We start from the raw sequence: 20365 nt of genomic DNA, 5'->3' as shown, positions 1-20365 counted from the left end.
CCTCTGCGTTCTATGGCCTCAAGGCTAGCGCTCAAACGCCATGGTATCGGCCAATCGCTGCAGCTGGTCGTACTGGGCATCGAGATAGCGGCCATACGCGTCGCGGGGCATGAAATCGACGTGGGAGCCGTGGGTATGCTGCAGCGATTCCACCAGCGCAGGCTGTTGAAGGGCTTCCTCGAAGGCCTGGGCCAAACGCTCCAGACGCTCCGGCGGCGTATTCAGCGGCGCAAAAAGGCCGCGATCCGTCGTATTGACCAGCGCGATACCCTGCTCGATCAATGTCGGCACCTCCGGCAGCGCCGCGAGCCGCGTGTCACTGGCCACGCCCAGCGGCACCAGCGCACCACTCGCGAACAGCCCCCCGGCGGAGGGCAGGTTCAGCATGGCCACGTCCAATTCGCCGCCCAGTAGCGCCACGACCTGAGCCCCCGTATCGGGGTAGCGCACGAACTGGATGTCGCCCGGCGAGATGTCCGTCTGCTCGAAAAAGTGCAACCAAAAGAAGTGATCGGTCGAGTTGGGAATGATGCCCACCAACAGCTCACCGGGATGCTGCTCGACGAACGCTGCGATCTCGCTGGCCGTGGTGAGCGTATGGCCGGACACGGTGGCGGGAATGTTCACGGTGCGAGTCAGCAGGGCAATGGGGGCAAACGCATCGTGGGAGTAGTCGGACAGTCCGGCGATATAGGCCAAGTCGATGGTTTGATGGCTGCCCAACAGCGTGAGGCCATTCGGGGCGGCTTGCTTCACGAACTGCGAGCCGAGCGTGGCACCGTTGCCCGGCATATTCATCGTGATGATCGACGTCCCCAAATAGGTCTGCGCTTGCTCGGCAATGACCCGAAATAGAATATCGGTCGCGCCGCCCTGCCCAAAGGGCACCACCAAGTTGATGTCCGATGTTGAGAAAGCGTTCGTGCGGGGCGCCTCCTCGGCGGTGGCTTGAGGCACTCCAACAAGGGCGGCCAGCAGCAGTGTCCCCATGAGGAATAGCGACGTGACCGTGTGGCGATGAACGCCCATGTGCCGCCGTACGGTTTTCAGTGCGTTAGTCGACCCAACGATCATGGCGTTTCATGCCTCACACGACTTAGCAGTGATGTGCTTATGCTTTGCAACATACCTTTAATTTACGCCCGCTACCACAGGGGCAAGGCGCATTGCGACCCGGCTTTAAACGCGCCACGCTGGGCGTACCGTCGACGTACCACCAGCGCCCCGCTTCCTTCACGAACCGCGAGACCTCCTCTAACACATGCCAGCCACTGGGCTCGCGAAACGTGGCGCGAAAGTGCACCGTTCCCTGGTCATCTTGTGCGCTAGGCGCCTCGACAATCACCAGCGACAGCCACTGTGTATCGGGGTCGGGCGGTAGCTGATGAGGACGCGTCGTGGCGTGCCACGTTGCCAGCAGATAGTCACGCTGATTCAACGCGAACGCCGCGTAACGTGAACGCATCAGCGCTTCTGGCGTGGGTGGCAGTGCCCCTTGGTGGTAGGGCTGGCAGCAGCCATTAAACGGAAGACCGCTACCGCAGGGGCAACTTTCAGGCTGTGAGTGAGTCATAGCTGTGGCTCTGGCTTATGCATTTTGCGGGCGCTGTAGATGTTTTGTTTCGGTATTGGCCCCGAGTTGGGTATAGTAACAGAGCAAGATCCTTAGACAGACGGAGTACGACAACACGATCGATCATTCTTTCCAAACGCAGTGGAGGTTCTCCTATGAAGGTTTACAAACCGGAATGGCAGTGCACGTTTAGCGTAAACGAAGGCGCGGAAGAATCAGCAAACTGGAAAGAGCGAATCGCGTGGCGGCTTAGAGAACTCGCCGACCGGCTGGAAGGCGGCGGCCGCACGATCAAAATCGACTGCAGCGTCTCGCCCCAGGTGAGCCGTGACGAAGTGGATACCTGCTTGGGGAAAGGGTTTGAGGTCACACAACGGCTTCTCACCCAGCTGGCCCAGCAGCAGGCGTGCGAAGATGTGATGCGCCATGCGAAAGCCGAGCTTTACGAAGAGCAGCATCAGCACTAACAGCCAGACCGTAAGCGTCTCAAGAAAACACCCGCCCGATCACACTGGCGGGTGTTTTTTATTGGGTGCAAATAAACGCGTTAGCCTGAATATGGCGTTTCCAGAGCGCTGCCTAAGCGCTGCATAAACGCACTGCACTCATCGAGCTGCGCCGTTTCAATATACTCATCCGGCTGATGCGCCTGGGCAATACTGCCCGGCCCTAAAATAATCGCCTGGAGACCTTGCCCCTGAAACTGCCCCGCTTCGGTCGCATAGGCAACCGCATGCTGGCAGCAGCCGTTAGGAAGGTGATCTTGCGCCAGCCGCAATACTTGCTGATTGTCACGGTCGGCCAGCCCTGGCACCGTGACATTCAACGGCTCAGTGATGATTTCCACGGTTTTGCCCTGAGCACTTAACGCCTCACTGAGCGTTGCGCAGTAGTCGCTAAAGCGCCCGTACACCTCTTCAAAGGTTTCTGTGGGTAGGTGGCGAATCTCCCACTCGAACTGGCACTCCCGCGCCATGATATTGATGGCCGTGCCGCCTTTGATTTTACCCACATGCAAACTGGTATGCGGCACGTTAAAAGCCTCATCCACGCGTCCCTCTTCCACCAGTGCGGCCATGGTGTCCTCGATGAACGTCACCAGCCTTGCGGCCACGTGGATCGCGGAGGTGCCTTGATTCACTTGGCTACTGTGCGCTTCACGGCCAATCACGGTGGTGCGCAGGTTGGTCGCGCCCTTTTGCGCCACCACCGGCTGCATGCTGGTGGGCTCGCCGACAATCACATGAGCCGTGGTGGAGTAGTGCTCACAAAAGCGCTTTATCAAGCTGGGGGCGCCCACGCAGCCGATCTCTTCGTCATAAGAGAAGCCGAAGTAAATCGGCTGCTTCAGCGGTGCGCTCGCCCAGGTGGGCACCATGGCGAGCGCACAGGCAATAAAGCCTTTCATATCGCAAGTGCCGCGCCCATATAAACGGCCATCGCCGCCATCGCGCAGGGTGAACGGGTCGCTGCTCCAGGGCTGGCCAGCCACGGGCACTACATCGGTATGGCCTGACAGCATCACGCCGCCGGGGGCATCCGGGCCAATGCGGGCAATCAGGTTGGCTTTGGTGCCGCAGGGGCTCATCACCCGTTCGGCGGTCACACCGTAATCGGCTAGATAGCCCTCGACGAATTCGATAAGTGCCAAATTCGATTCGCTGGAGGTCGTGTCGAACGCCACCAATTGGGCCAGCAGCGCAGTTGCATCGGTCATGTTGATCTCGTTCGTTAGGCTTTTCAGCCACCCTAGCACCCCGCCTGTCCTTTGCCTACTGGGCACTGCAAGCGTCTCACTAAACGTTGGCCGTCACGGCAAGTTCACCGTGCATTCACGAAAGCGTCATCTACACTTCCTACTGTTCAGTGCACCCAACAACTCAATAAACGTACTGCGCAAGACCTACAAGGAGCCGTTATGTCTCGTTTCACGTTGCACGCGCTTGCCCTCGGTGTTGCCACCGCCTCGTTCAGTGTCTCCGCCACTGCTGCTACCGAAGTCACCTGGTGGCACGCGATGGGCGGCCAACTGGGCGAAATCCTGGAAGGCATGACCGAGGAGTTCAACGCTTCTCAAGATGAGTACCGCGTTACTCCCAGCTACCGCGGCAACTATACCGAAACCATGACCGGCGCCATTGCAGCGTTCCGCGCAGGCGAGCAGCCGCACATCTTGCAGGTGTTTGAAGTCGGCACCGGCACCATGATGAACGCCGAAGGGGCGATTTATCCGGTGTATGAGCTGATGGAAGCCCATGGCCGCGCGTTTGATCGCGAAGCCTTCCTGCCCGCGGTGGTCGGCTACTACACCGATACCAACGGCAACATGCTGTCGTTCCCGTTTAACTCCTCCACCCCCATCATGTACTACAACCGTGATGCGTTTGAGGAAGCCGGCCTAGACCCAGAACAGCCGCCGCAAACCTGGGAAGAGGTGGCTGAATACGCTACCCAAATTACCGAATCGGGTGCTGCTAACTGCGGCTTTACCACCTCGTGGCCGAGCTGGGTGATGCTGGAGAACTTCTCCGCTATGCATAACTCCCCGCTGGGCACGCTGGAAAACGGCTTTGGTGGGTTGGAGACCGAGCTGAACTTCAACAACGAGCTGGTCGCCCGCCACTGGGATAACCTGAAAACCTGGCAAGATGCCGGCGCCTTCAAATGGGGCGGCCCCGGCCCTGGCCCAGATGCAGAACCGCTGTTCTACTCCCAAGAGTGCGCGATCTTCTTCGGTTCGTCCGCCTCCCGTGCCGATGTGGCTGCCAACGCCGACTTTGAAGTGGGTTTTGGCATGCAGCCCTACTACGCTGACGTAGAAGGCGCGCCGCAGAACTCCATCATTGGGGGGGCAACACTTTGGGCCTTGCAGGGCCACACTGATGACGAATACGCCGCCGTCGCAGCGTTTTTCGAGTACCTCTCTCAGCCGGAAGTACAGGCCGAATGGCACCAGCAAACCGGCTACCTGCCGATTACTCAAGCCGCTTGGGACTTGAGCCAAGAGCAGGGCTACTACGATGAGAACCCCGGTGCGGATACCTCGCTGAAGCAGATGACGCTGAACGAGCCCACCGAGAACTCCAAAGGCCTGCGCTTTGGTAACTTCGTACAAATCCGCGACATCATCTCTGAGGAGATGGAAGCAGTGATGACCGGAGGCAAATCAGGCCAGGAAGCGGCCGATGCGGCGGTAGAGCGCGGCAACCAACTACTGCGCGATTTTGAATCCGCGAACCAGTAAGTAAGCACCGGCATCGCCGTCTGCCTTTTAGGCAGGCGGCGATGTCGTTATTAGTGCCGTCTGTTAATCGCAGGTTTCGTCGCTTATGCAAACCAAACGCATGACCTTTCCAGGGCGCTTTCTGCCCTATGCGCTAATCGCCCCTCAGGTCATTATCACGCTGATTTTCTTTATCTGGCCTGCCGGTCAAGCGCTCTACCAATCGCTGCTCCGTGAAGACGCGTTTGGCCTACGCACCACCTTTGTCGGGTTGGATAACTTTGCCCGCCTGTTCCGTGACGGCAACTATCTCAACTCGCTCTCGGTGACGGCAGTTTTCGCCATTGGCACGACGCTGCTCTCCATGGCAGTGGCGCTGCTGCTGGCCTGCACGGTGAATCGCATGATTCGCTCGCGCAGCACCTACACCACACTGCTGGTGTGGCCCTATGCCATTGCCCCCGCCATCGCCGGGGTGCTGTGGTGGTTTATCTTCAACCCCTCCATCGGCATCGTGCCTTACATGCTGGATATGGTGGGCTATCAGTGGAACCACCGCACCTCAGGGGCGGACGCCATGCTGCTGGTGATTTTTGCCGCCGCCTGGAAACAGATCTCCTATAACTTTCTGTTCTTCCTGGCCGGGCTGCAGTCGATTCCCCAATCGCTCATCGAGGCCGCCGCCATTGATGGCGCCAGCCCCATGAAGCGCTTCTGGACCATTGTGTTCCCCCTACTGTCTCCCACCACCTTCTTCCTGATGGTGGTGAACGTGGTGTACGCGATGTTCGATACCTTCGGCATTATTCACGCCACTACCCAGGGCGGCCCTGCCCAGGCCACCAACACGCTAGTGTACAAAGTGTACGCCGATGGCTTTGTCGGCCTGAACCTGGGGTCATCCGCCGCGCAGTCGGTGATTTTGATGGTGATTGTGGTCGCACTCACGGTGGTGCAATTCCGCTTTATCGAGCGCCGGGTGAACTACTAGCCGCAGGCTGACTGTTGGAGTCTTGACATGGTTGAAAATCGTCCCTGGGCGAACTTTTTTGCCCACTTAACGCTGATGGTAGGCGTCGCGGTGGTGGTGTTTCCCGTCTACGTGGCGCTGGTGGCCTCGACCCAAGCGCCGGGCGACCTGCTGCGCGGCACGCTGCCGATGCTGCCCGGTGCCCACGGCATCGAAAACTTTACCCGCATGTGGCAATCCGGCGTGTCTAACGCAGGCGCACCGCCTGCCGGCACCATGCTATGGAACAGCTTTATCATGGCCATGGCGATTACCGTGGGTAAGCTGTCGATCTCGCTGCTCTCCGCCTTTGCGATTGTGTACTTCCGCTTCCGCTTTCGGATGTTCTTCTTCTGGCTCATCTTTCTTACCCTGATGCTGCCGGTGGAGGTACGCATTATTCCTACCTTCCAGGTGGTCGCGGATCTCAATATGCTCAATAGCTTTGCCGGGCTATCGATACCGCTCATTGCTTCCGCCACCGCGACGTTTCTGTTTAGGCAGTTTTTTATGACCATCCCCGAAGAGATGCTGGAAGCGGCCCGGGTGGATGGCGCAGGCCCGCTGAAATTCTTCAAAGACATTTTGATGCCGCTCTCAATCACCAATATCGCCGCGCTGTTCGTGATCATGTTTATTTACGGCTGGAACCAGTATCTGTGGCCGCTGTTGATCACCACCGACCCGGACTACTACACCATTGTGATGGGCATTCAGCGCATGACCTCTGAAGAGAACCCCCAGTGGCACCTCATTATGGCCGCCGTGGTGATGGCGGCTCTGCCACCGGTATTAGTGATTCTGTTTATGCAACGCCTGTTTGTGAAAGGCCTGACCGAGACGGAGAAATAACCATGGCCAGCATTACCTTGGAAGGGCTGAAAAAAACCTACGCGGGCAACGTGGCGGCGGTCAAAGGGGTCGATTTACACATTCAGGACGGCGAGTTTGTGGTGCTAGTCGGGCCTTCCGGCTGCGGTAAATCCACCCTGCTGCGCATGGTGGCAGGTCTGGAGACCATCACCGAGGGCACCCTGAAAATCGGCGAGCGTGTAGTGAACCAGCTAGAGCCCGCCGAGCGGGATATCGCCATGGTGTTCCAAAACTACGCCCTCTACCCGCATATGACGGTGTACAACAACCTGGCGTATGGCCTGAAGAATCGCGGCTTCAAAAAAGACGACATCGACCAGCGGGTGCGCACAGCGGCCAAGATGCTGGAGATTGAGGACTTTTTGGAGCGCAAACCGCGCAAGCTCTCCGGCGGCCAGCGCCAGCGGGTGGCGATGGGCCGTGCGTTAGTGCGCGAGCCCGCCGCGTTTCTGTTTGACGAACCGCTCTCTAACCTAGATGCCAAGCTGCGCGTGCAGATGCGCGTCGAGATCAAGCAGCTTCAGCGGCGGTTAAAAACCACCAGCCTCTACGTGACCCACGACCAGTTGGAAGCCATGACACTTGGCGATCGCTTGGTAGTACTAAACGCCGGTCAGATTGAGCAGGTGGGCACCCCGATGGAGATCTACGCCCGCCCAGCCACCATGTTTGTAGCAGAGTTTATTGGCTCCCCGGCCATGAACATGCTGCCGCTGGATTACCTTGCGCAGCAGGATACCCAGGGCGTGCTGAGTCAGTTGCCGAAAGAGACTGATACCGTCGGCATCCGCCCGGACGATATGCAGCTCGCCCCGCCAGCCGCGTCTTATATAACGCTGAACGCTACCTTGATGTTGTTTGAAGCCGCCGGGGCAGAGAGCCATCTCTACCTGAACTTGGCAGGCAGCGACCAACCCACGGTGGTGCGTACCGCAGGCCAGCCGCCGGTCAGCGAAGGTGAAACGCTGCAGGTGTACGTCACCAGCGATGCACTTCACCCGTTTAATAGCACCACTGGTAAACGTACTGGAGAGGTGTAGGCAGCCAAGCTGGCCGATTACTACCAAGGCAACTGTTCGCCATTGGAGTGCCAGAAGCCGCCGCTATTCTCTAAGTTGAGCGCTTTGATGCAGGCGGCAATGCCCGTCGCGGATTCCTGCGGGCTGATGTGGCCACCAAAGTTAACCATGCGGGTTTTCACATAGCCCGGATGCAGCTGCGCCACGGCGATGCCGCGAGGCTTGAGATCGATGGCTAACGATTTACCAAAGGCGTTCAGCGCCGCTTTTGACGCACGATAGCCGTAGCGACCGCCCGAATCGTTATCGGCAATGGAGCCCATCCGGCTGGTAATATTGGCGATTTTACTGCCCTTTTCCATCAGCGGCAGCAGCGCTTCGGAGACTCGCAGCGGCGCATAGGCATTGATTTCCATCTGCTGGCGTAGGCTGTCGATCTCGATATCTCCCAACACATCATCGCGCAGCAGGCCCGCATTGTTGATCAACAGGTCAATGGTGTGCCCGGCTAGCGCCGCAGAAAGGCGCGCGATATCGTCGTCCTGGGTCACATCAATGCCTTCTATCACGTTGTCGGCGACACGTGCTAATTCATCAGACGTTTGGCGACACACGCCGATGACTTTCCATCCCTCCTGTTGATAATGCTCAGCAAGGGCTAATCCTACGCCACGATTTGCGCCTGTAATTACAACGGTGGACGACATCCTCTCTCCTTAAACACGCGATTAAATAATAAAACAGCATAACGAAAAAAGCCGATGTGTCATTGACACATCGGCGATAAATGACTTTCGAGTCTTAAAAGTCAATCTTTAAACATAGTCGGCGTCTTTAATCAGCCGTTGCCTGGAGCAGCACTTCTAACGCTAGAATAAAGCTGTAAGCCACTACAATTGAGCGTTGCGAAGGCACGATAGAGGCACTACAAACCTCTTCGTCATTCACTATAGACGTATCACATTTCATTTTTGTTAACGCTGCATTTTGCGTTTCATCAATACTTAATTGAGAACAATATGTCATTGTACTCATTGCGATTGGGCAACTATTAAAGCCAAGAATTGAAGGATCTGTCCTGATCGCATGCGCGCACCTCTGCTGTCATCGCTTGTTCACTTACCTGACTCGGCAGTGTCATTGTGACTGCGCATCATGTTCGAAAACGTGATAAAGGGATGCATCGCTCATGCGACTTTGTATCGTTAGCGAAACATGGTCACCAGAAATCAACGGCGTCGCCCACACGCTTAACCGGGTGTGCCGTGAGTTACAGCGTCTGGGAGTCACAGTGGATGTGATTCGTCCAACGCCAAGAGTGGCTGGCACCGCCCAGGGTGTCGAGCAAGAACTACAGGTCAATCGCTGCTCGATCCCAGGCTACCGTGATGTACAGGTGGGCTTTGCTCGCCCCGCCACGCTGCGTCGTTTTTGGCAGCAGCATCGGCCCGACGTGGTTTATCTAGCGACCCAAGGGCCGCTTGGTTGGGCGGCTCGGCAGGCGGCCACACAGCTCGAACTTCCACTGGTAGCGGGTTGGCATACCAATTTCGATCACTATTGCCATGATTACGGTGTCTCCTGGCTATCATCTGCCACACGCCGCTACTTGCGCTACTTCCACAACGGTTGCGCGCTCACTCTGGTGCCTACCCAGCAACAGGCCGCGCTGCTGCGCCAGCAGGGTATCCACGACGTACAAGTTTTGTCGCGGGGGATCGACGGCGATAAATTTTCGCCCGCCCACCGCGATGATGCGCTGAGAAAAGCGTGGGGCGTCAGCGAACATCAGCCAGTCGCGCTTTACGTGGGTCGGCTAGCGCCAGAGAAGAATCTCGCGTTGCTGCAAGAAACCCTCCAGGCCATGCGTGACGTACGTCCCGACATGGCCCTCGTGGTCGTCGGCGACGGCCCCGGGCGAGCACAATTAGAGAAAGCGCTCCCTGACGCACATTTTACGGGATTCGTCGATAAACAGGCGCTGGCTCGACACTACGCCAGCGCCGATATGTTTGTGTTTCCCTCGCTGTCGGAAACCTGGGGTAATGTGGTCACCGAGGCCATGGCGAGCGGACTCGCGGTGGTGGCGTATCGCCACGCTGCTAGCGCCGAACTGATCCAGAGCGGTCATAACGGGATTACGGTCGAACCCAACGACGCCATGGCGTTTCAGCAAGCCGCCGTTGCGCTTTGCCAACATCCCGCCGAATACGCACGAATAGGAAGAATTGCCCGTTTACGCGCCCTGGAACAGAGCTGGTCGGGCATCGCGGAGCAATTTCTGCGCTACCTCAACTACGCCCAGGAGGCTAATCATGCGAGCTCGTCCGCTTGTCGTATTCGATCGTCTTGATCTCTGGGAGTGGCGGTTTTGCCAGCGAGTGACGCATCTCTCGCTTTATCGCCCCTGGCGCTTGGCCTTACAAACCGCCAGCAAACTGGGTGATTGGCCGGTGTGGGTGCTGTTGATTGCGGCGCAGCCCTGGCTACAACCGGACGGCGTATGGCGCATGCTGCAATACTCGCTGATTGCCCTCGTGGCCGTCACGGTTTACAAACTGGTCAAAACCAAGCTATGTCGCGAGCGCCCCTTCATTACCTATCTGGGCGGCGTGCACTGTGGCGAACCTGCACGAGACCGTTACAGCTTCCCCAGCGGACACACCATGCACGCCGTCATGTTTAGCGTCCTGGTAGCCGCACATACCCCCTGGCTGCTACCCATCGTTCTGCCACTGAGCCTGCTGATTGCCATCTCTCGTGTGGGGCTTGGGCTGCACTATGTCAGCGATGTACTGGTCGGCGGTGTGATGGGTTACGGCTTCGCGTTACTGAGCCTGTACTGGATGGGGTAGCTAAGCCCCACATCCTCTAAACCGCTGTTCTCCTACCACAGCGCTCTTGAACGTAAAAAGCTACGCGCTCCATTTGTCGATGAAGCGCGTAGCTTTTTTCACGGACAGACACGTGCCAGCACTACATATCGGGCGGCCTATCGTCTCGATCATCGGCGAAAGTCATCAATGATGTCTTGAACATCATGTACACACCGATCCCTGAAAACCCCAAAAACAGGACGAACATGCCCAACATCAATACCATCGCCATAGCGTTTGTCCCTGAAAGTACACGGCTGCGACGTTGACGTCTTCTAACCGCTCAATTTTGGTGTAAACGAAAGGATAGACCAAAACCGAACCTTCATCTGTACAAATGCTGTGCAAGTCACGCCATGAGCACATGACAACCATCTGTATCAGGGACTTACGTATACATATCGACGCAAAAAAACCACCTCACAAAAGCGAGATGGCTGTTTTGCATCGCGGCCACTCCTTGGCATCGATGATCAACACGTCCTATGTCGATGAGAGTGAGCAGGCTGAGCGTCCTTCACCTCCCTGTTACATACTAGGCATCCTGCCTTCCTGAGTTGCTTGTCAGCCTGCTCACGCTGTTAAACGTTCCTGTCATACTGACGTCGTGGCGACTGCAGGTCTTCATATCTATCTAGAGTACTGCAGGCTTTGGGCCAATCGTGAAAAATAAAAAATAAATTTATTAAAAACATAAACTTAAAAAATAACTCAAGCTCACGAGGCGGTCGCGCCATGCCACCGATGGCTAATTTTCATGTAGCAAACTGGCACATGCGACAAAACCGCACGGCACGTCGCCTCCTTGCCCCCGTCGTTGGCACAACGTGACCAAAACCCGCGTTTCCGAGTGGCGGCCGAATGCCACAACGCTTATGTTACTCATCACACCAAGACGCTCGCATGGGCATACTGAGGCATGAGGAAAGACCGATGAAACGTACCATCGCACTAGGCATCCTACTGTTGGCAACGCTATTGGTAATGAGTGGCTGCAATACCGTTCGCGGTATGGGGCAAGATATCGAACAGGGCGGCGAAGCCATTCAGCGCTCGGCGGACTGACCATGATGATGACCGTCTACCTTTCACACGGGCTGGAAAGCGGCCCCGGCGCCCTGAAAATGCAGGCACTCAAAGGGGTCGCCGAACAGTTGGATGACTGTGAGCCGGTCATCATGGATTACCGCGGCATGGACGAGCCAACCGACCGGCTGGCACACCTCACCAGAACGCTACAGTCGCGCGGCGACGATCCCGCCCGCTGCGTTTTGGCAGGCTCTAGCCTGGGAGGCTGGTTGAGTGCGGCGGTCAGTGCCCAAACGCCCGTATTGGGCTGTTTTCTACTCGCCCCTGCGCTGGGGTTGCCCGAGTATCCTGAAACGTCCCCCACGATCCAAGCGCAGTACACGCATATCATTCATGGCTGGCAGGACAATGTCGTTCCCCCAGGGCCCGTGATCGAACGCGCCCGTGTACAGCGACTCTCGCTACGAATGATCGATGACGACCACCGTTTGCACAGCAGCCTGGACACGATTCTAGCGGATTTCAGACGCTTTCTAGCGCAGTGCTCTGACGGTCAGCGAGGGGCGACATAAAAAAATACGACAAATAGTCGACATTGCCACCTCATATCTATACAAAGGATATACACGAAAAAGGAGAGTGCTCATGTTTGGACTATTCAATCGCGATCCCCAAAAGAAGCTCCAGCAGGCCTATGAACGCAAACTCCAGGCAGCGATGGAGGCTTCCCGTAACGGCGATATGCGGGCCAATGCCACGCTGACCGAAGAAGCAGAAGAGCTTCTGGCCGAGATCAACCGGCTCAAAGCGCAGAAGGGCTAACACGATGCGCCCAAGGTGGCCGTGGATTCTGCTGACGCTAGCGCTTGCCACGGGTCACGCCTATGGCGACTGCCCGTCAACCGGACAGTGGTGGCAGGCAGGCGGTGCCGTGGACGCACCAACGCTGCTTGCCCAGGCCGCTAAGCAGCAAGTCGTACTGCTGGGTGAACAGCACGACGCCGAAGACCACCACCGCTGGCAGCTACACACCTTAGCGGGACTCTACGCGCACCGTGCCGACATGGTGATTGGCTTGGAGATGCTGCCTAGAAGCGCTCAGCCAGTGTTGGACCGCTGGGTAGCGGGCGAGCTGACCGAGACAGCGCTGCTGGCCGAAACCCGCTGGGAAGAGGCGTGGGGGTTCGATGCTGCGCTTTACATGCCCATTTTTCACTTCGCGCGACTACAAGCGATTCCGCTCGTCGCCCTCAACATCACGCCAGAACTGCGCCAACGGCTCGTCCAAGAGGGCTTTGATCAGGTACCCGCTGACCAGCGCTACGGAATTCCTGCCCCGCTACCCGCCCATGCAGCCTATCAGCAGCGTTTGACCCAGGTATTCGAGCAGCATGGCATGGGGCAAGAGAACCCTGCGATGTTGTCCCGCTTCACCCAAGCGCAGCTCGCCTGGGACACCGCCATGGCGCACGGCCTGGCAGAAGCCGTCAAAGAGGGCGCGTTAGCCGTTGGCTTAATGGGCCTTGGCCACGTCATCTACGGCCACGGCGTAGAGCATCAGCTCGAAGGGATGGGGATCCAGCACACCCTCAGCCTGCTGCCCTGGGAACAGGCGGAGTGCCGTGTCACAGACCCAGCGCTTGCCGATGCCGTCTTTGTTCTCCCCCCATCCCTTACCCGCGGGCCCACGAATTAGGCGTCATCCGCCAGCGCAGGCAGCAGCGTTTTAAGCTTACGGGTCAAGGTGTTGCGCCCCCAGCCCAGCAGCTCGGCGGCTTCGCCCTTACGTCCACCGGTATGCTTGAGCGCCGTTTCGATCAGAATACGCTCGAAATCGGGCACCGCTTCTTCCAGCAGATGCGTATGCCCTTCGGCCAACGCATGATCGGCCCAGTCTCGAAATGCCGTACGCCAATCGCCGTGTACGCTGCTCTCGGAGGCTCCTACCGTCCGTAGTTCGGGCGGCAGGTCTTCGACCAGGATTTCCCGACCGGAAGCCATCACCGTCAGCCAGCGGCAGATATTTTCCAATTGACGGACGTTCCCTGGCCAGGGCAGACGCGTTAAATGCGCTTCTGCTTCGGGGGTCAACACTTTGATGTCGGTAGACAACTCTTTGGCGGCTTCGGCCAGGAAGTGGCGGGTGAGCCGAGGAATGTCTTCGCGCCGTTCGGCTAAACGCGGAAGATGAACGCGAATCACGTTCAGGCGGTGGAACAGATCCTCCCGGAAGCGCCCATCGTCGACGAGCGATTCGAGATTTTGATGCGTTGCCGCGATGATCCGCACATCGACTTTCACCGGCGTATGACCGCCCACCCGGTAAAACTCGCCGTCGGCCAGCACGCGCAGCAGACGCGTTTGCGTTTCAGCCGGCATATCGCCAATCTCATCCAGAAACAGCGTGCCGCCGTTGGCCTGCTCGAAGCGGCCTTGGCGCTGCTGGGCCGCACCGGTAAAGGCCCCTTTTTCGTGCCCAAACAGCTCGGATTCGATCAAGTCGCGCGGAATCGCCGCCATATTCAGTGCAATAAACGGCTTGCCAGACCGGGGGCTGTGCTGGTGCAGCGCCTGAGCCACTCGCTCTTTACCCGTGCCCGACTCGCCGTTGATCAGTACCGTAATATGCGAATGGGAGAGCCGACCAATGGCGCGAAAGACTTCCTGCATGGCGGGCGCTTCACCGATGATCTCGGCGCTCAACCCCTCTGGCACGCTCACCGGCCGCTGGCGTTCACGGGCGTGGGCGACCGCACGGCGCACCAGCGCGAGCGCTTCGTCCACATCGAACGGCTTGGGCAAGTACTCGAACGCCCCACCCTGATAAGAGGCCACGGCGCTGTCCAGGTCGGAGTGTGCGGTCATGACGATGACCGGCAGGTCCGGATGGGCGTCACGCACCCGCGACATCAAATCCAGCCCGTCGATGCCCGGCATACGGATATCGGTGACCAGCACATCCGGCGGATTGTCCAACAGTCGCGCAAGCGCCGTATCCGCTCGCTCGATACACTCGACCTCCAAGTCGGGTTGCGCCAGCGCGCGCTCCAACACCCAGCGGATAGCGCGGTCATCATCGACAATAACCACTCGTGCAACATCGGTACGTGTCGCCTCAGTCATGACGCTTCTCCGGTGCAATTAATAACCAATGGAATCAGTAAACGAAATTCGGTATGTCCGGGTCGTGAGTCGCATTCGATCAATCCTTGATGTTGGTGCAATATTGACTGGGCAATCGATAGCCCTAGGCCGCTGCCTTCCGCGCGGCCAGAGACCATCGGGTAAAAAAGCGTGTCGCGCAGCGCCTCGGGAATACCAGGGCCGTTATCGATCACGCCCACTTCACTCACCAAGCGGTGCCGTTCGGCCCCCAGGGTAAACTGACGGCGCGCACGGGTCCGAAGCGTCAGTTCGGGAGCGGACGTGCCCGCATCGCTCATGGCCTGAACGGCGTTGCGCGCTACGTTGAGCACCGCTTGGATCATTTGCGATTCGTCACCGGAAAGATCCGGCAGGCTGGGGTCGTAATCGCGGTTGACGGTGACATGGGGATGCTCGGCAATCAGCAGCGCTCGCACTCGCTCCAGCACTTTATGGATATTGACCGGCTCATGTTTAATGATGCGGTTCGGGCCCAGCATGGAATCAACCAAATCTCGTAAGCGGTCTACTTCTTCGACGATGATATGGGTAAATTCCCGCAGCGCCGGGTCGTCTAAATCACGCTCCAGCAGTTGCGCCGCACCGCGAATGCCGCCTAATGGGTTCTTCACCTCGTGAGCCAAGCCCCGCGCCAGCACCTTGATGGTCTCTTGGCGAGTGGTGAGCGCCTCTTCCCGGGAGATCTGCATCAAGCGATCCCGCGGCTCGACCTCCAACAGCAGTTCATCGGCAGAGAGCGGCGTGACCGTATAATCGACGGTCAGCGGGTCGCTATTGAGCGGCGTAATACGCGCCTCGCGCTGTGTGTAGGGATGGAACGCATCGCGCGCTTTGGCCAGCACTTCATCGATGCTTTCATCACCGCCGAGCAACGTATCCAAACTGATGCCCTGCACGCGGCTGAAGCTCACCGCCAGCAGCGCTTCCGCGGCCGGGTTCATCCAGCGCACGCGGAGTTCACCGTCGAGCAGCAGAACTGCGGTGGTGAGGTGTTCGAGTAAACGCTGATACATGGCGTGTCCTGAAGCGTCGCTCCGACCAATACTCATGGGCACTGATCCATTAAAGAGGGGTGTTAGGGGAGGAGCTGCAAAAAGCGCGCCAATTCAGCGCAAACCGCGGCTTGCACGGCTTGTGGGCAGATGACGGGCGCATGGCGAGCCTTTATAGCGCAATGCGCTGTCGCCCTCGCCGCCCTAATGCACCATTATAGTGCACAAGACTATTCAGCGATAAAAATAGTCACCGGATCGGTGCGGTGCTGCACACGGCCCTGGCTATCCAGCAGCTCGGCGTACACTTGGTGCGCCCCTGCAGGCAAGCCTGCCAACCAGAAAGCGTCACTATGCAGGGCCGACTGGCTGAGTTCGCCATTCACCAGCAGTTGAATCTGATGGTCGTCTCGCAGCGGTGGCACCACCTGCACTTCCACTGGCGTCATACCGCCTCGCACGGAAGCACCGCTAGCGGGATTAGCAATCGTAAAACGGTCATAAGGCATAAACGGCTGACCCGGCCTACCCAGGCTTCGCGGTGCCGCTGTAGAAGGGCGCGACGCCGATGGCATGCTGGGCAGCGGTGCCAGCGTAATGGCATCCCCACCCCGCTCAGGGTTATCGGTAAACGTCACGTTGCCCTGCTCATCCACCACGCGATACACCGTTTGCGACTGGGCCACGCTTACCCATAGGCACAGTAGAAGCACTGCCGCTGTGGATAAGCCTATTTTGTGTTGCAAACGTCGTCTGCTCATCATTACTAGCCCCTGCGTATTCGCTTCCATAAAAAAACCCCGCCGAGGCGGGGTTTTCTGGCTAATCACACCGCAAGGGTGATTTTAGCACCGTCATTAAAGACCGTTCTTAACAAGAGTAGTACATGTCGAACTCGATCGGGTGAGTCGTCATGCGGATACGCTCGACGTCTTCCATCTTCAGTTCGATATAGGCATCGATCATGTCGTCGGTGAACACGCCACCTTCGGTCAGGAACGCACGGTCAGCATCGAGTGCTTCCAGCGCTTGATCCAGGCTGTTAGCAACGGTCGGTACGGACTTGCCTTCTTCCGGCGGCAGGTCGTACAGGTTCTTATCCATGGCATCGCCAGGATGGATCTTGTTCTTGATACCGTCGATACCCGCCATCAGCATCGCTGCAAACGCCAAGTAGGGGTTGGCAGTCGGATCAGGGAAGCGAGTCTCTACACGCTTGCCTTTCGGGCTAGCGGTGTACGGAATACGGATAGAAGCAGAACGGTTACGGGCACTGTAGGCCAGCATGACCGGTGCTTCGAAGCCCGGCACCAGACGCTTGTACGAGTTGGTAGAAGCGTTGGTGAAGGCGTTCAGGGCACGAGCGTGCTTGATGATACCACCGATGTAGTACAGCGCCATTTCAGACAGGCCCGCGTACTCGTCACCCGCGAACTGGTTTTGGCCATCTTTCCAGAACGACTGGTGTACGTGCATACCTGAACCGTTGTCGCCTACCAGCGGCTTCGGCATGAAGGTAGCGGTTTTGCCGTAAGCGTGTGCCACGTTGTGGATCACGTACTTCATTTCCTGAACTTCGTCAGCTTTCTTCACCAGCGTGTTGAATTTAACGCCGATTTCGTTCTGACCCGCGTTAGCTACTTCGTGGTGGTGAACTTCGACGGTCTGACCGATCGCTTCCAGGGTATTACACATCGCGCCACGGATATCGTGGAAGCTATCGACCGGGGGAACCGGGAAGTAGCCGCCTTTCACGCGGGGACGGTGGCCCAGATTGCCACCTTCGACTTGGTTACTGGTCGCCCATGCACCTTCATCAGAGGTGATTTTGTACATGGCACCTTGGATGTCGGCTTTCCAGTGTACTTCGTCGAAGATGAAGAATTCCGGCTCCGGACCGAAGAAGGCCGTGTCGCCCAGACCGGTAGACTGCAGGTACGCTTCGGCACGCTTAGCGATGGAGCGCGGGTCGCGATCGTAGCCCTGCATGGTCGCCGGCTCGATGATGTCGCAACGCAGAATCAGGGTAGCGTCTTCGGTGAAGGGGTCCAAGAAACCGGTGCCGTCTTCCGGACGCAGGATCATGTCAGACTCGTTGATGCCCTTCCAACCGTTGATGGAAGAGCCATCGAACATCTGGCCATTTTCAAAAAACTCTTCGTTCACGTCACGTGCCGGTACGGTGACGTGCTGCTCTTTACCGCGCGTGTCGGTGAAACGCAGATCTACCCACTTAACATCATGTTCTTCGATTAGCGCGAGAGTCTTGGCTGACATAGTGTCCTCCGGTATGAGCGTGGCTTAAAGCGTGTAACTGTAAGCTATCGATAAAAGTGTTATTCAACAAATCGTTCAACACGCAATTGCATGTGGCGCGTTTGTCTTTTTTGTTCGCTTAACGTTTGTCTGACGATGGATAACAAACCGCCCAGCGATCATTTCAGACCGGCTATCGTTGTAGCACGCCTGGAGGCGTCTGCCTACGCTTCAATAGCCGCTGATGAAACTATCTATGATTCATAAGCACAGAGCATGCCAACCCTGCACCATAATGGCCATAAAAAATAACAAGCCATTGTTTTTAAATACGAAAAATCACTAAACGTCTGCGTCTTAATGTGGCAACACATCGTCACGCTTCGTACGGAAAGGGCATCTCGTGTCTCATATGCACAAAAATAGTGCATTCAAGCCACAGAACGCACCAAATTGGTTAGAGGAGAGGCACTTGCACCTCCCTGTTGTTAAAAAAGTTTCTCTTGCTACGCAAAGAAACCCACATCTACAATAAATTACAATCGGAGACGCTTCATAACAAAAGGAAGCCGCGTGCATGGGTACGGTTTGCTTTATCGTAGACGCTTCAGTGACAGGAGCTTTGCTACCGCGCCACTTGCGCTCCATTCGCCAGTCCGGCCTGGCCGACCATGTGATGCCGATCATCGTCACCTGCGCGCAGGCGGACGAGCGGCTCACCGCCCTCGAACAGCGTTATCATGCCCACTGTCTGGTAACCCCCTCGCAAATGCTCGGCGCGCGCCTCAATCAAGCGGCTTATATCAGTCAAGCAGAGTGGCTGCTGATTGCGCTGCATAAAGAACCCATGGCGGCACAGCTTTGGTACCTGCTCTATCCGCAGCTCAACACGGCGATGGATGCACTGCTCATCAACGCGGCTACGCCCCGGTTTTCGGAGCGATTGCTGCTGCACTTTCTCAGTACGGCCGTGTCCGTACCGCCCTACATTGCCATTCGGCGCGCCTGGTTGGAGCGCATTGGTGGCTTCGATCCCGAGCTGGATGAGCCAGCCCTGCTCGATTTTTTACAGCGCCTTTACGCTTGCCCGACCCGGCTTAAAACCTTGAGCGGCGAATCGTTGGGGTTGGCCCGTGGCTCACCAAACAGCCAGTCATCCACCTCGCCCTAGCCTTTTCTGGTTCCGCGCATCGATGCCCGCCCTGTCACCTACCCTACCCTGCACTCATACCTTCAACCGCTTACCCAACAGCATGGCCCCCATCGTCGTGGTATTGGCCGCTTTGTTGAGCAAAATAGAGCCAACGCTGCCTACGACGATGAGCAGCACCGCGTAAACCACCAGCGGCAGTGTCGTCACGCCCACGAACGTATCGGTGAGCGTGAAAAACATCGGATGCGCCAGATAAATACCAAACGAGTAAGCATTGATATAGCGCACCCAGCCAGGCGCTCTGCGTCCTTTCAAGCCACGCATCAGCGCCAGGGTGAACAGCACGAAGAAGGGAATGACCCAGACTTCCTTCGACGAGAACGCCAGCCAATGCTCGAACGTGGCCAGCACGATTACGCCGACGAACAGGAAAAGCCAACGCGGTTGGGAAAGGAGTTGCAGCCATACGGGCCGCTCGACCAGCGTAGCCGAGGGCGTTAACGGGTAGTAACGCACCAGAACCAGGGCCAAAAAAAACAGATACACCCAGCCCAGCGGTGCCACCCAGAGCAAGTAGCCCGGCGGCTCGATCTCGAAGGCATAGGCCAAGCCCCAATACGCCATGCTCACCCAGCAGGCAGCCACCAGCCACGGTACCGGGTGATAGCGCCATAGCCGCCAGCGCGTGTACGCCCAGTACGCCGCATAGAACTGCATGGCGATAATCAAAAAGTAGCCATGCCACTCGGCGTAAAGAAAATAGACTTTGGCATTTTCCCAAAACCCCACGGCGTTCTCGCTTCCCGCCAGCTGCCACCACAGGGCCGTGGAGTAGATACTTCCGTACACCACATAGGGCAACATGACGTACTTCACCCGCTGCAGCAGAAAGCCTGGCGGCACCTGTTGATCGTATCGAACGGCAAAGACGAAGACCGAAATGAACAGGAAGACCGGTGTGCCCAGCACCAGCGGTATGCGCATCAGGTCCGTGGCGACGTTATCCACACGCTGGTTGATATGATCAAGCCAATGGAATAGAAAGACGGCGACACAGCCGTAAGCGCGCAGCCAATAGATCTCCTCGATTTTTTGCATCGAACCTCCACCAAACCACCGCTGCTAAGCTGATGTATGGGCTTACGGCAATGAACAGGCCGGGTTACACCGCTGTCCGACCCTTTAACCGACGGTAAA

The 20365-nt window shown here is 57.5% G+C and carries 21 protein-coding genes; 12 read left to right on the top strand and 9 right to left on the bottom strand.

Features of this window, described 5'->3' with window-relative positions:
- Positions 1 to 24: 24 nt before the first annotated feature.
- Together CTT34_RS01235 and CTT34_RS01230 are read right to left on the bottom strand one after the other, a co-directional pair.
- A complete protein-coding gene (locus CTT34_RS01235) occupies positions 25 to 1074 on the bottom strand; it encodes a Bug family tripartite tricarboxylate transporter substrate binding protein (protein WP_254436433.1) in 1050 nt (349 codons plus the stop codon).
- A 37-nt stretch (positions 1075 to 1111) separates the two neighbouring features.
- Positions 1112 to 1573 (bottom strand): YchJ family protein, encoded by a 462-nt coding sequence (locus tag CTT34_RS01230; protein WP_159340700.1) that lies wholly within the window; start codon positions 1571 to 1573, stop codon positions 1112 to 1114.
- Positions 1574 to 1728: 155 nt separating this feature from the next.
- Between CTT34_RS01230 and CTT34_RS01225 the strand changes: the two genes are divergently transcribed.
- The gene (locus CTT34_RS01225; RefSeq protein ID WP_159340699.1) at positions 1729 to 2040 is read left to right on the top strand and encodes a hypothetical protein; all 312 of its coding nucleotides are present in this window, start codon (positions 1729 to 1731) and stop codon (positions 2038 to 2040) included.
- An 80-nt stretch (positions 2041 to 2120) separates the two neighbouring features.
- Here CTT34_RS01225 and argE read toward each other — a convergent pair whose 3' ends face one another.
- Positions 2121 to 3290, bottom strand: a complete 1170-nt coding sequence (argE, locus tag CTT34_RS01220) for an acetylornithine deacetylase (protein ID WP_159340698.1) — start codon at positions 3288 to 3290, stop codon at positions 2121 to 2123.
- 201 nt (positions 3291 to 3491) lie between these two features.
- Here argE and ugpB point away from each other — a divergent pair, with 201 nt between their 5' ends.
- The 4 genes from ugpB (at position 3492) to CTT34_RS01200 (ending at position 7718) form a co-directional block, all read left to right on the top strand.
- The gene (gene ugpB / locus CTT34_RS01215) at positions 3492 to 4817 is read left to right on the top strand and encodes a sn-glycerol-3-phosphate ABC transporter substrate-binding protein UgpB (protein WP_159340697.1); all 1326 of its coding nucleotides are present in this window, start codon (positions 3492 to 3494) and stop codon (positions 4815 to 4817) included.
- An 85-nt stretch (positions 4818 to 4902) separates the two neighbouring features.
- Positions 4903 to 5787, top strand: a complete 885-nt coding sequence (gene ugpA / locus CTT34_RS01210) for a sn-glycerol-3-phosphate ABC transporter permease UgpA (RefSeq protein WP_159340696.1) — start codon at positions 4903 to 4905, stop codon at positions 5785 to 5787.
- 27 nt (positions 5788 to 5814) lie between these two features.
- On the top strand, positions 5815 to 6657 hold the full coding sequence (gene ugpE, locus CTT34_RS01205) for a sn-glycerol-3-phosphate ABC transporter permease UgpE (RefSeq protein WP_159340695.1): 843 nt from the start codon (positions 5815 to 5817) through the stop codon (positions 6655 to 6657).
- A 2-nt stretch (positions 6658 to 6659) separates the two neighbouring features.
- Positions 6660 to 7718, top strand: a complete 1059-nt coding sequence (locus CTT34_RS01200) for a sn-glycerol-3-phosphate import ATP-binding protein UgpC (RefSeq protein ID WP_159340694.1) — start codon at positions 6660 to 6662, stop codon at positions 7716 to 7718.
- Positions 7719 to 7738: 20 nt separating this feature from the next.
- On the opposite strand, the gene CTT34_RS01195 is transcribed toward CTT34_RS01200, so the two are convergent.
- Positions 7739 to 8404 (bottom strand): SDR family oxidoreductase, encoded by a 666-nt coding sequence (locus CTT34_RS01195; RefSeq protein WP_159340693.1) that lies wholly within the window; start codon positions 8402 to 8404, stop codon positions 7739 to 7741.
- Between the two features lie 482 nt (positions 8405 to 8886).
- Between CTT34_RS01195 and CTT34_RS01190 the strand changes: the two genes are divergently transcribed.
- From CTT34_RS01190 to CTT34_RS01165, 6 genes are all read left to right on the top strand, one after another.
- Positions 8887 to 10050 carry a glycosyltransferase family 4 protein gene (locus tag CTT34_RS01190; RefSeq protein WP_159340692.1) on the top strand — a complete coding sequence of 388 codons (1164 nt, stop codon included), beginning with the start codon at positions 8887 to 8889 and terminating at the stop codon, positions 10048 to 10050.
- Positions 10013 to 10552, top strand: a complete 540-nt coding sequence (locus CTT34_RS01185) for a phosphatase PAP2 family protein (RefSeq protein ID WP_159340691.1) — start codon at positions 10013 to 10015, stop codon at positions 10550 to 10552. Before CTT34_RS01190 ends, CTT34_RS01185 begins: the two co-directional genes overlap by 38 nt.
- Positions 10553 to 11506: 954 nt before the next feature.
- On the top strand, positions 11507 to 11638 hold the full coding sequence (locus tag CTT34_RS01180) for an entericidin A/B family lipoprotein (RefSeq protein ID WP_159340690.1): 132 nt from the start codon (positions 11507 to 11509) through the stop codon (positions 11636 to 11638).
- Positions 11639 to 11643: 5 nt separating this feature from the next.
- Positions 11644 to 12174 (top strand): YqiA/YcfP family alpha/beta fold hydrolase, encoded by a 531-nt coding sequence (locus CTT34_RS01175; RefSeq protein WP_159343676.1) that lies wholly within the window; start codon positions 11644 to 11646, stop codon positions 12172 to 12174.
- Between the two features lie 73 nt (positions 12175 to 12247).
- Entirely contained in the window at positions 12248 to 12424 is a 177-nt protein-coding gene (locus CTT34_RS01170; RefSeq protein ID WP_159340689.1) for a DUF6435 family protein, read from the top strand.
- 4 nt (positions 12425 to 12428) lie between these two features.
- Positions 12429 to 13298, top strand: a complete 870-nt coding sequence (locus tag CTT34_RS01165) for a ChaN family lipoprotein (RefSeq protein WP_159340688.1) — start codon at positions 12429 to 12431, stop codon at positions 13296 to 13298.
- Here CTT34_RS01165 and ntrC read toward each other — a convergent pair.
- From ntrC to glnA, 4 genes are all read right to left on the bottom strand, one after another.
- On the bottom strand, positions 13295 to 14725 hold the full coding sequence (gene ntrC, locus CTT34_RS01160) for a nitrogen regulation protein NR(I) (protein WP_159340687.1): 1431 nt from the start codon (positions 14723 to 14725) through the stop codon (positions 13295 to 13297). The genes CTT34_RS01165 and ntrC overlap by 4 nt on opposite strands.
- Complete coding sequence (gene glnL / locus CTT34_RS01155; protein WP_159343675.1) at positions 14722 to 15780, bottom strand: nitrogen regulation protein NR(II); 1059 nt, start codon at positions 15778 to 15780, stop codon at positions 14722 to 14724. The genes ntrC and glnL overlap by 4 nt, the downstream gene beginning before the upstream one ends.
- A 209-nt stretch (positions 15781 to 15989) precedes the next feature.
- Positions 15990 to 16523, bottom strand: a complete 534-nt coding sequence (locus tag CTT34_RS01150; protein WP_159340686.1) for a DUF4124 domain-containing protein — start codon at positions 16521 to 16523, stop codon at positions 15990 to 15992.
- A 106-nt stretch (positions 16524 to 16629) separates the two neighbouring features.
- Positions 16630 to 18036 (bottom strand): glutamate--ammonia ligase, encoded by a 1407-nt coding sequence (gene glnA, locus CTT34_RS01145; RefSeq protein WP_159340685.1) that lies wholly within the window; start codon positions 18034 to 18036, stop codon positions 16630 to 16632.
- A gap of 556 nt (positions 18037 to 18592) precedes the next feature.
- Here glnA and CTT34_RS01140 point away from each other — a divergent pair.
- Positions 18593 to 19186 carry a glycosyltransferase family protein gene (locus CTT34_RS01140; protein WP_159340684.1) on the top strand — a complete coding sequence of 198 codons (594 nt, stop codon included), beginning with the start codon at positions 18593 to 18595 and terminating at the stop codon, positions 19184 to 19186.
- A gap of 54 nt (positions 19187 to 19240) precedes the next feature.
- On the opposite strand, the gene CTT34_RS01135 is transcribed toward CTT34_RS01140, so the two are convergent.
- Positions 19241 to 20266 (bottom strand): acyltransferase family protein, encoded by a 1026-nt coding sequence (locus CTT34_RS01135; protein WP_159340683.1) that lies wholly within the window; start codon positions 20264 to 20266, stop codon positions 19241 to 19243.
- Between the last annotated feature and the right edge of the window lie 99 nt (positions 20267 to 20365).

The sequence above is a fragment of the Halomonas meridiana genome (assembly GCF_009846525.1).
Taxonomy (GTDB): Bacteria; Pseudomonadota; Gammaproteobacteria; order Pseudomonadales; family Halomonadaceae; genus Vreelandella.
This window is presented reverse-complemented; position numbering and strand designations above follow the sequence as displayed.

Bases quoted from the DNA above. Each gene is read 5' to 3' on its own strand.
- CTT34_RS01235 (WP_254436433.1), bottom strand. From the start codon at position 1,074: ATGATCGTTGGGTCGACTAACGCACTGAAAACCGTACGGCGGCACATG.
- CTT34_RS01230 (WP_159340700.1), bottom strand. From the start codon at position 1,573: ATGACTCACTCACAGCCTGAAAGTTGCCCCTGCGGTAGCGGTCTTCCG.
- CTT34_RS01225 (WP_159340699.1), top strand. From the start codon at position 1,729: ATGAAGGTTTACAAACCGGAATGGCAGTGCACGTTTAGCGTAAACGAA.
- argE (WP_159340698.1), bottom strand. From the start codon at position 3,290: ATGACCGATGCAACTGCGCTGCTGGCCCAATTGGTGGCGTTCGACACG.
- ugpB (WP_159340697.1), top strand. From the start codon at position 3,492: ATGTCTCGTTTCACGTTGCACGCGCTTGCCCTCGGTGTTGCCACCGCC.
- ugpA (WP_159340696.1), top strand. From the start codon at position 4,903: ATGCAAACCAAACGCATGACCTTTCCAGGGCGCTTTCTGCCCTATGCG.
- ugpE (WP_159340695.1), top strand. From the start codon at position 5,815: ATGGTTGAAAATCGTCCCTGGGCGAACTTTTTTGCCCACTTAACGCTG.
- CTT34_RS01200 (WP_159340694.1), top strand. From the start codon at position 6,660: ATGGCCAGCATTACCTTGGAAGGGCTGAAAAAAACCTACGCGGGCAAC.
- CTT34_RS01195 (WP_159340693.1), bottom strand. From the start codon at position 8,404: ATGTCGTCCACCGTTGTAATTACAGGCGCAAATCGTGGCGTAGGATTA.
- CTT34_RS01190 (WP_159340692.1), top strand. From the start codon at position 8,887: ATGCGACTTTGTATCGTTAGCGAAACATGGTCACCAGAAATCAACGGC.
- CTT34_RS01185 (WP_159340691.1), top strand. From the start codon at position 10,013: ATGCGAGCTCGTCCGCTTGTCGTATTCGATCGTCTTGATCTCTGGGAG.
- CTT34_RS01180 (WP_159340690.1), top strand. From the start codon at position 11,507: ATGAAACGTACCATCGCACTAGGCATCCTACTGTTGGCAACGCTATTG.
- CTT34_RS01175 (WP_159343676.1), top strand. From the start codon at position 11,644: ATGATGACCGTCTACCTTTCACACGGGCTGGAAAGCGGCCCCGGCGCC.
- CTT34_RS01170 (WP_159340689.1), top strand. From the start codon at position 12,248: ATGTTTGGACTATTCAATCGCGATCCCCAAAAGAAGCTCCAGCAGGCC.
- CTT34_RS01165 (WP_159340688.1), top strand. From the start codon at position 12,429: ATGCGCCCAAGGTGGCCGTGGATTCTGCTGACGCTAGCGCTTGCCACG.
- ntrC (WP_159340687.1), bottom strand. From the start codon at position 14,725: ATGACTGAGGCGACACGTACCGATGTTGCACGAGTGGTTATTGTCGAT.
- glnL (WP_159343675.1), bottom strand. From the start codon at position 15,780: ATGTATCAGCGTTTACTCGAACACCTCACCACCGCAGTTCTGCTGCTC.
- CTT34_RS01150 (WP_159340686.1), bottom strand. From the start codon at position 16,523: ATGATGAGCAGACGACGTTTGCAACACAAAATAGGCTTATCCACAGCG.
- glnA (WP_159340685.1), bottom strand. From the start codon at position 18,036: ATGTCAGCCAAGACTCTCGCGCTAATCGAAGAACATGATGTTAAGTGG.
- CTT34_RS01140 (WP_159340684.1), top strand. From the start codon at position 18,593: ATGGGTACGGTTTGCTTTATCGTAGACGCTTCAGTGACAGGAGCTTTG.
- CTT34_RS01135 (WP_159340683.1), bottom strand. From the start codon at position 20,266: ATGCAAAAAATCGAGGAGATCTATTGGCTGCGCGCTTACGGCTGTGTC.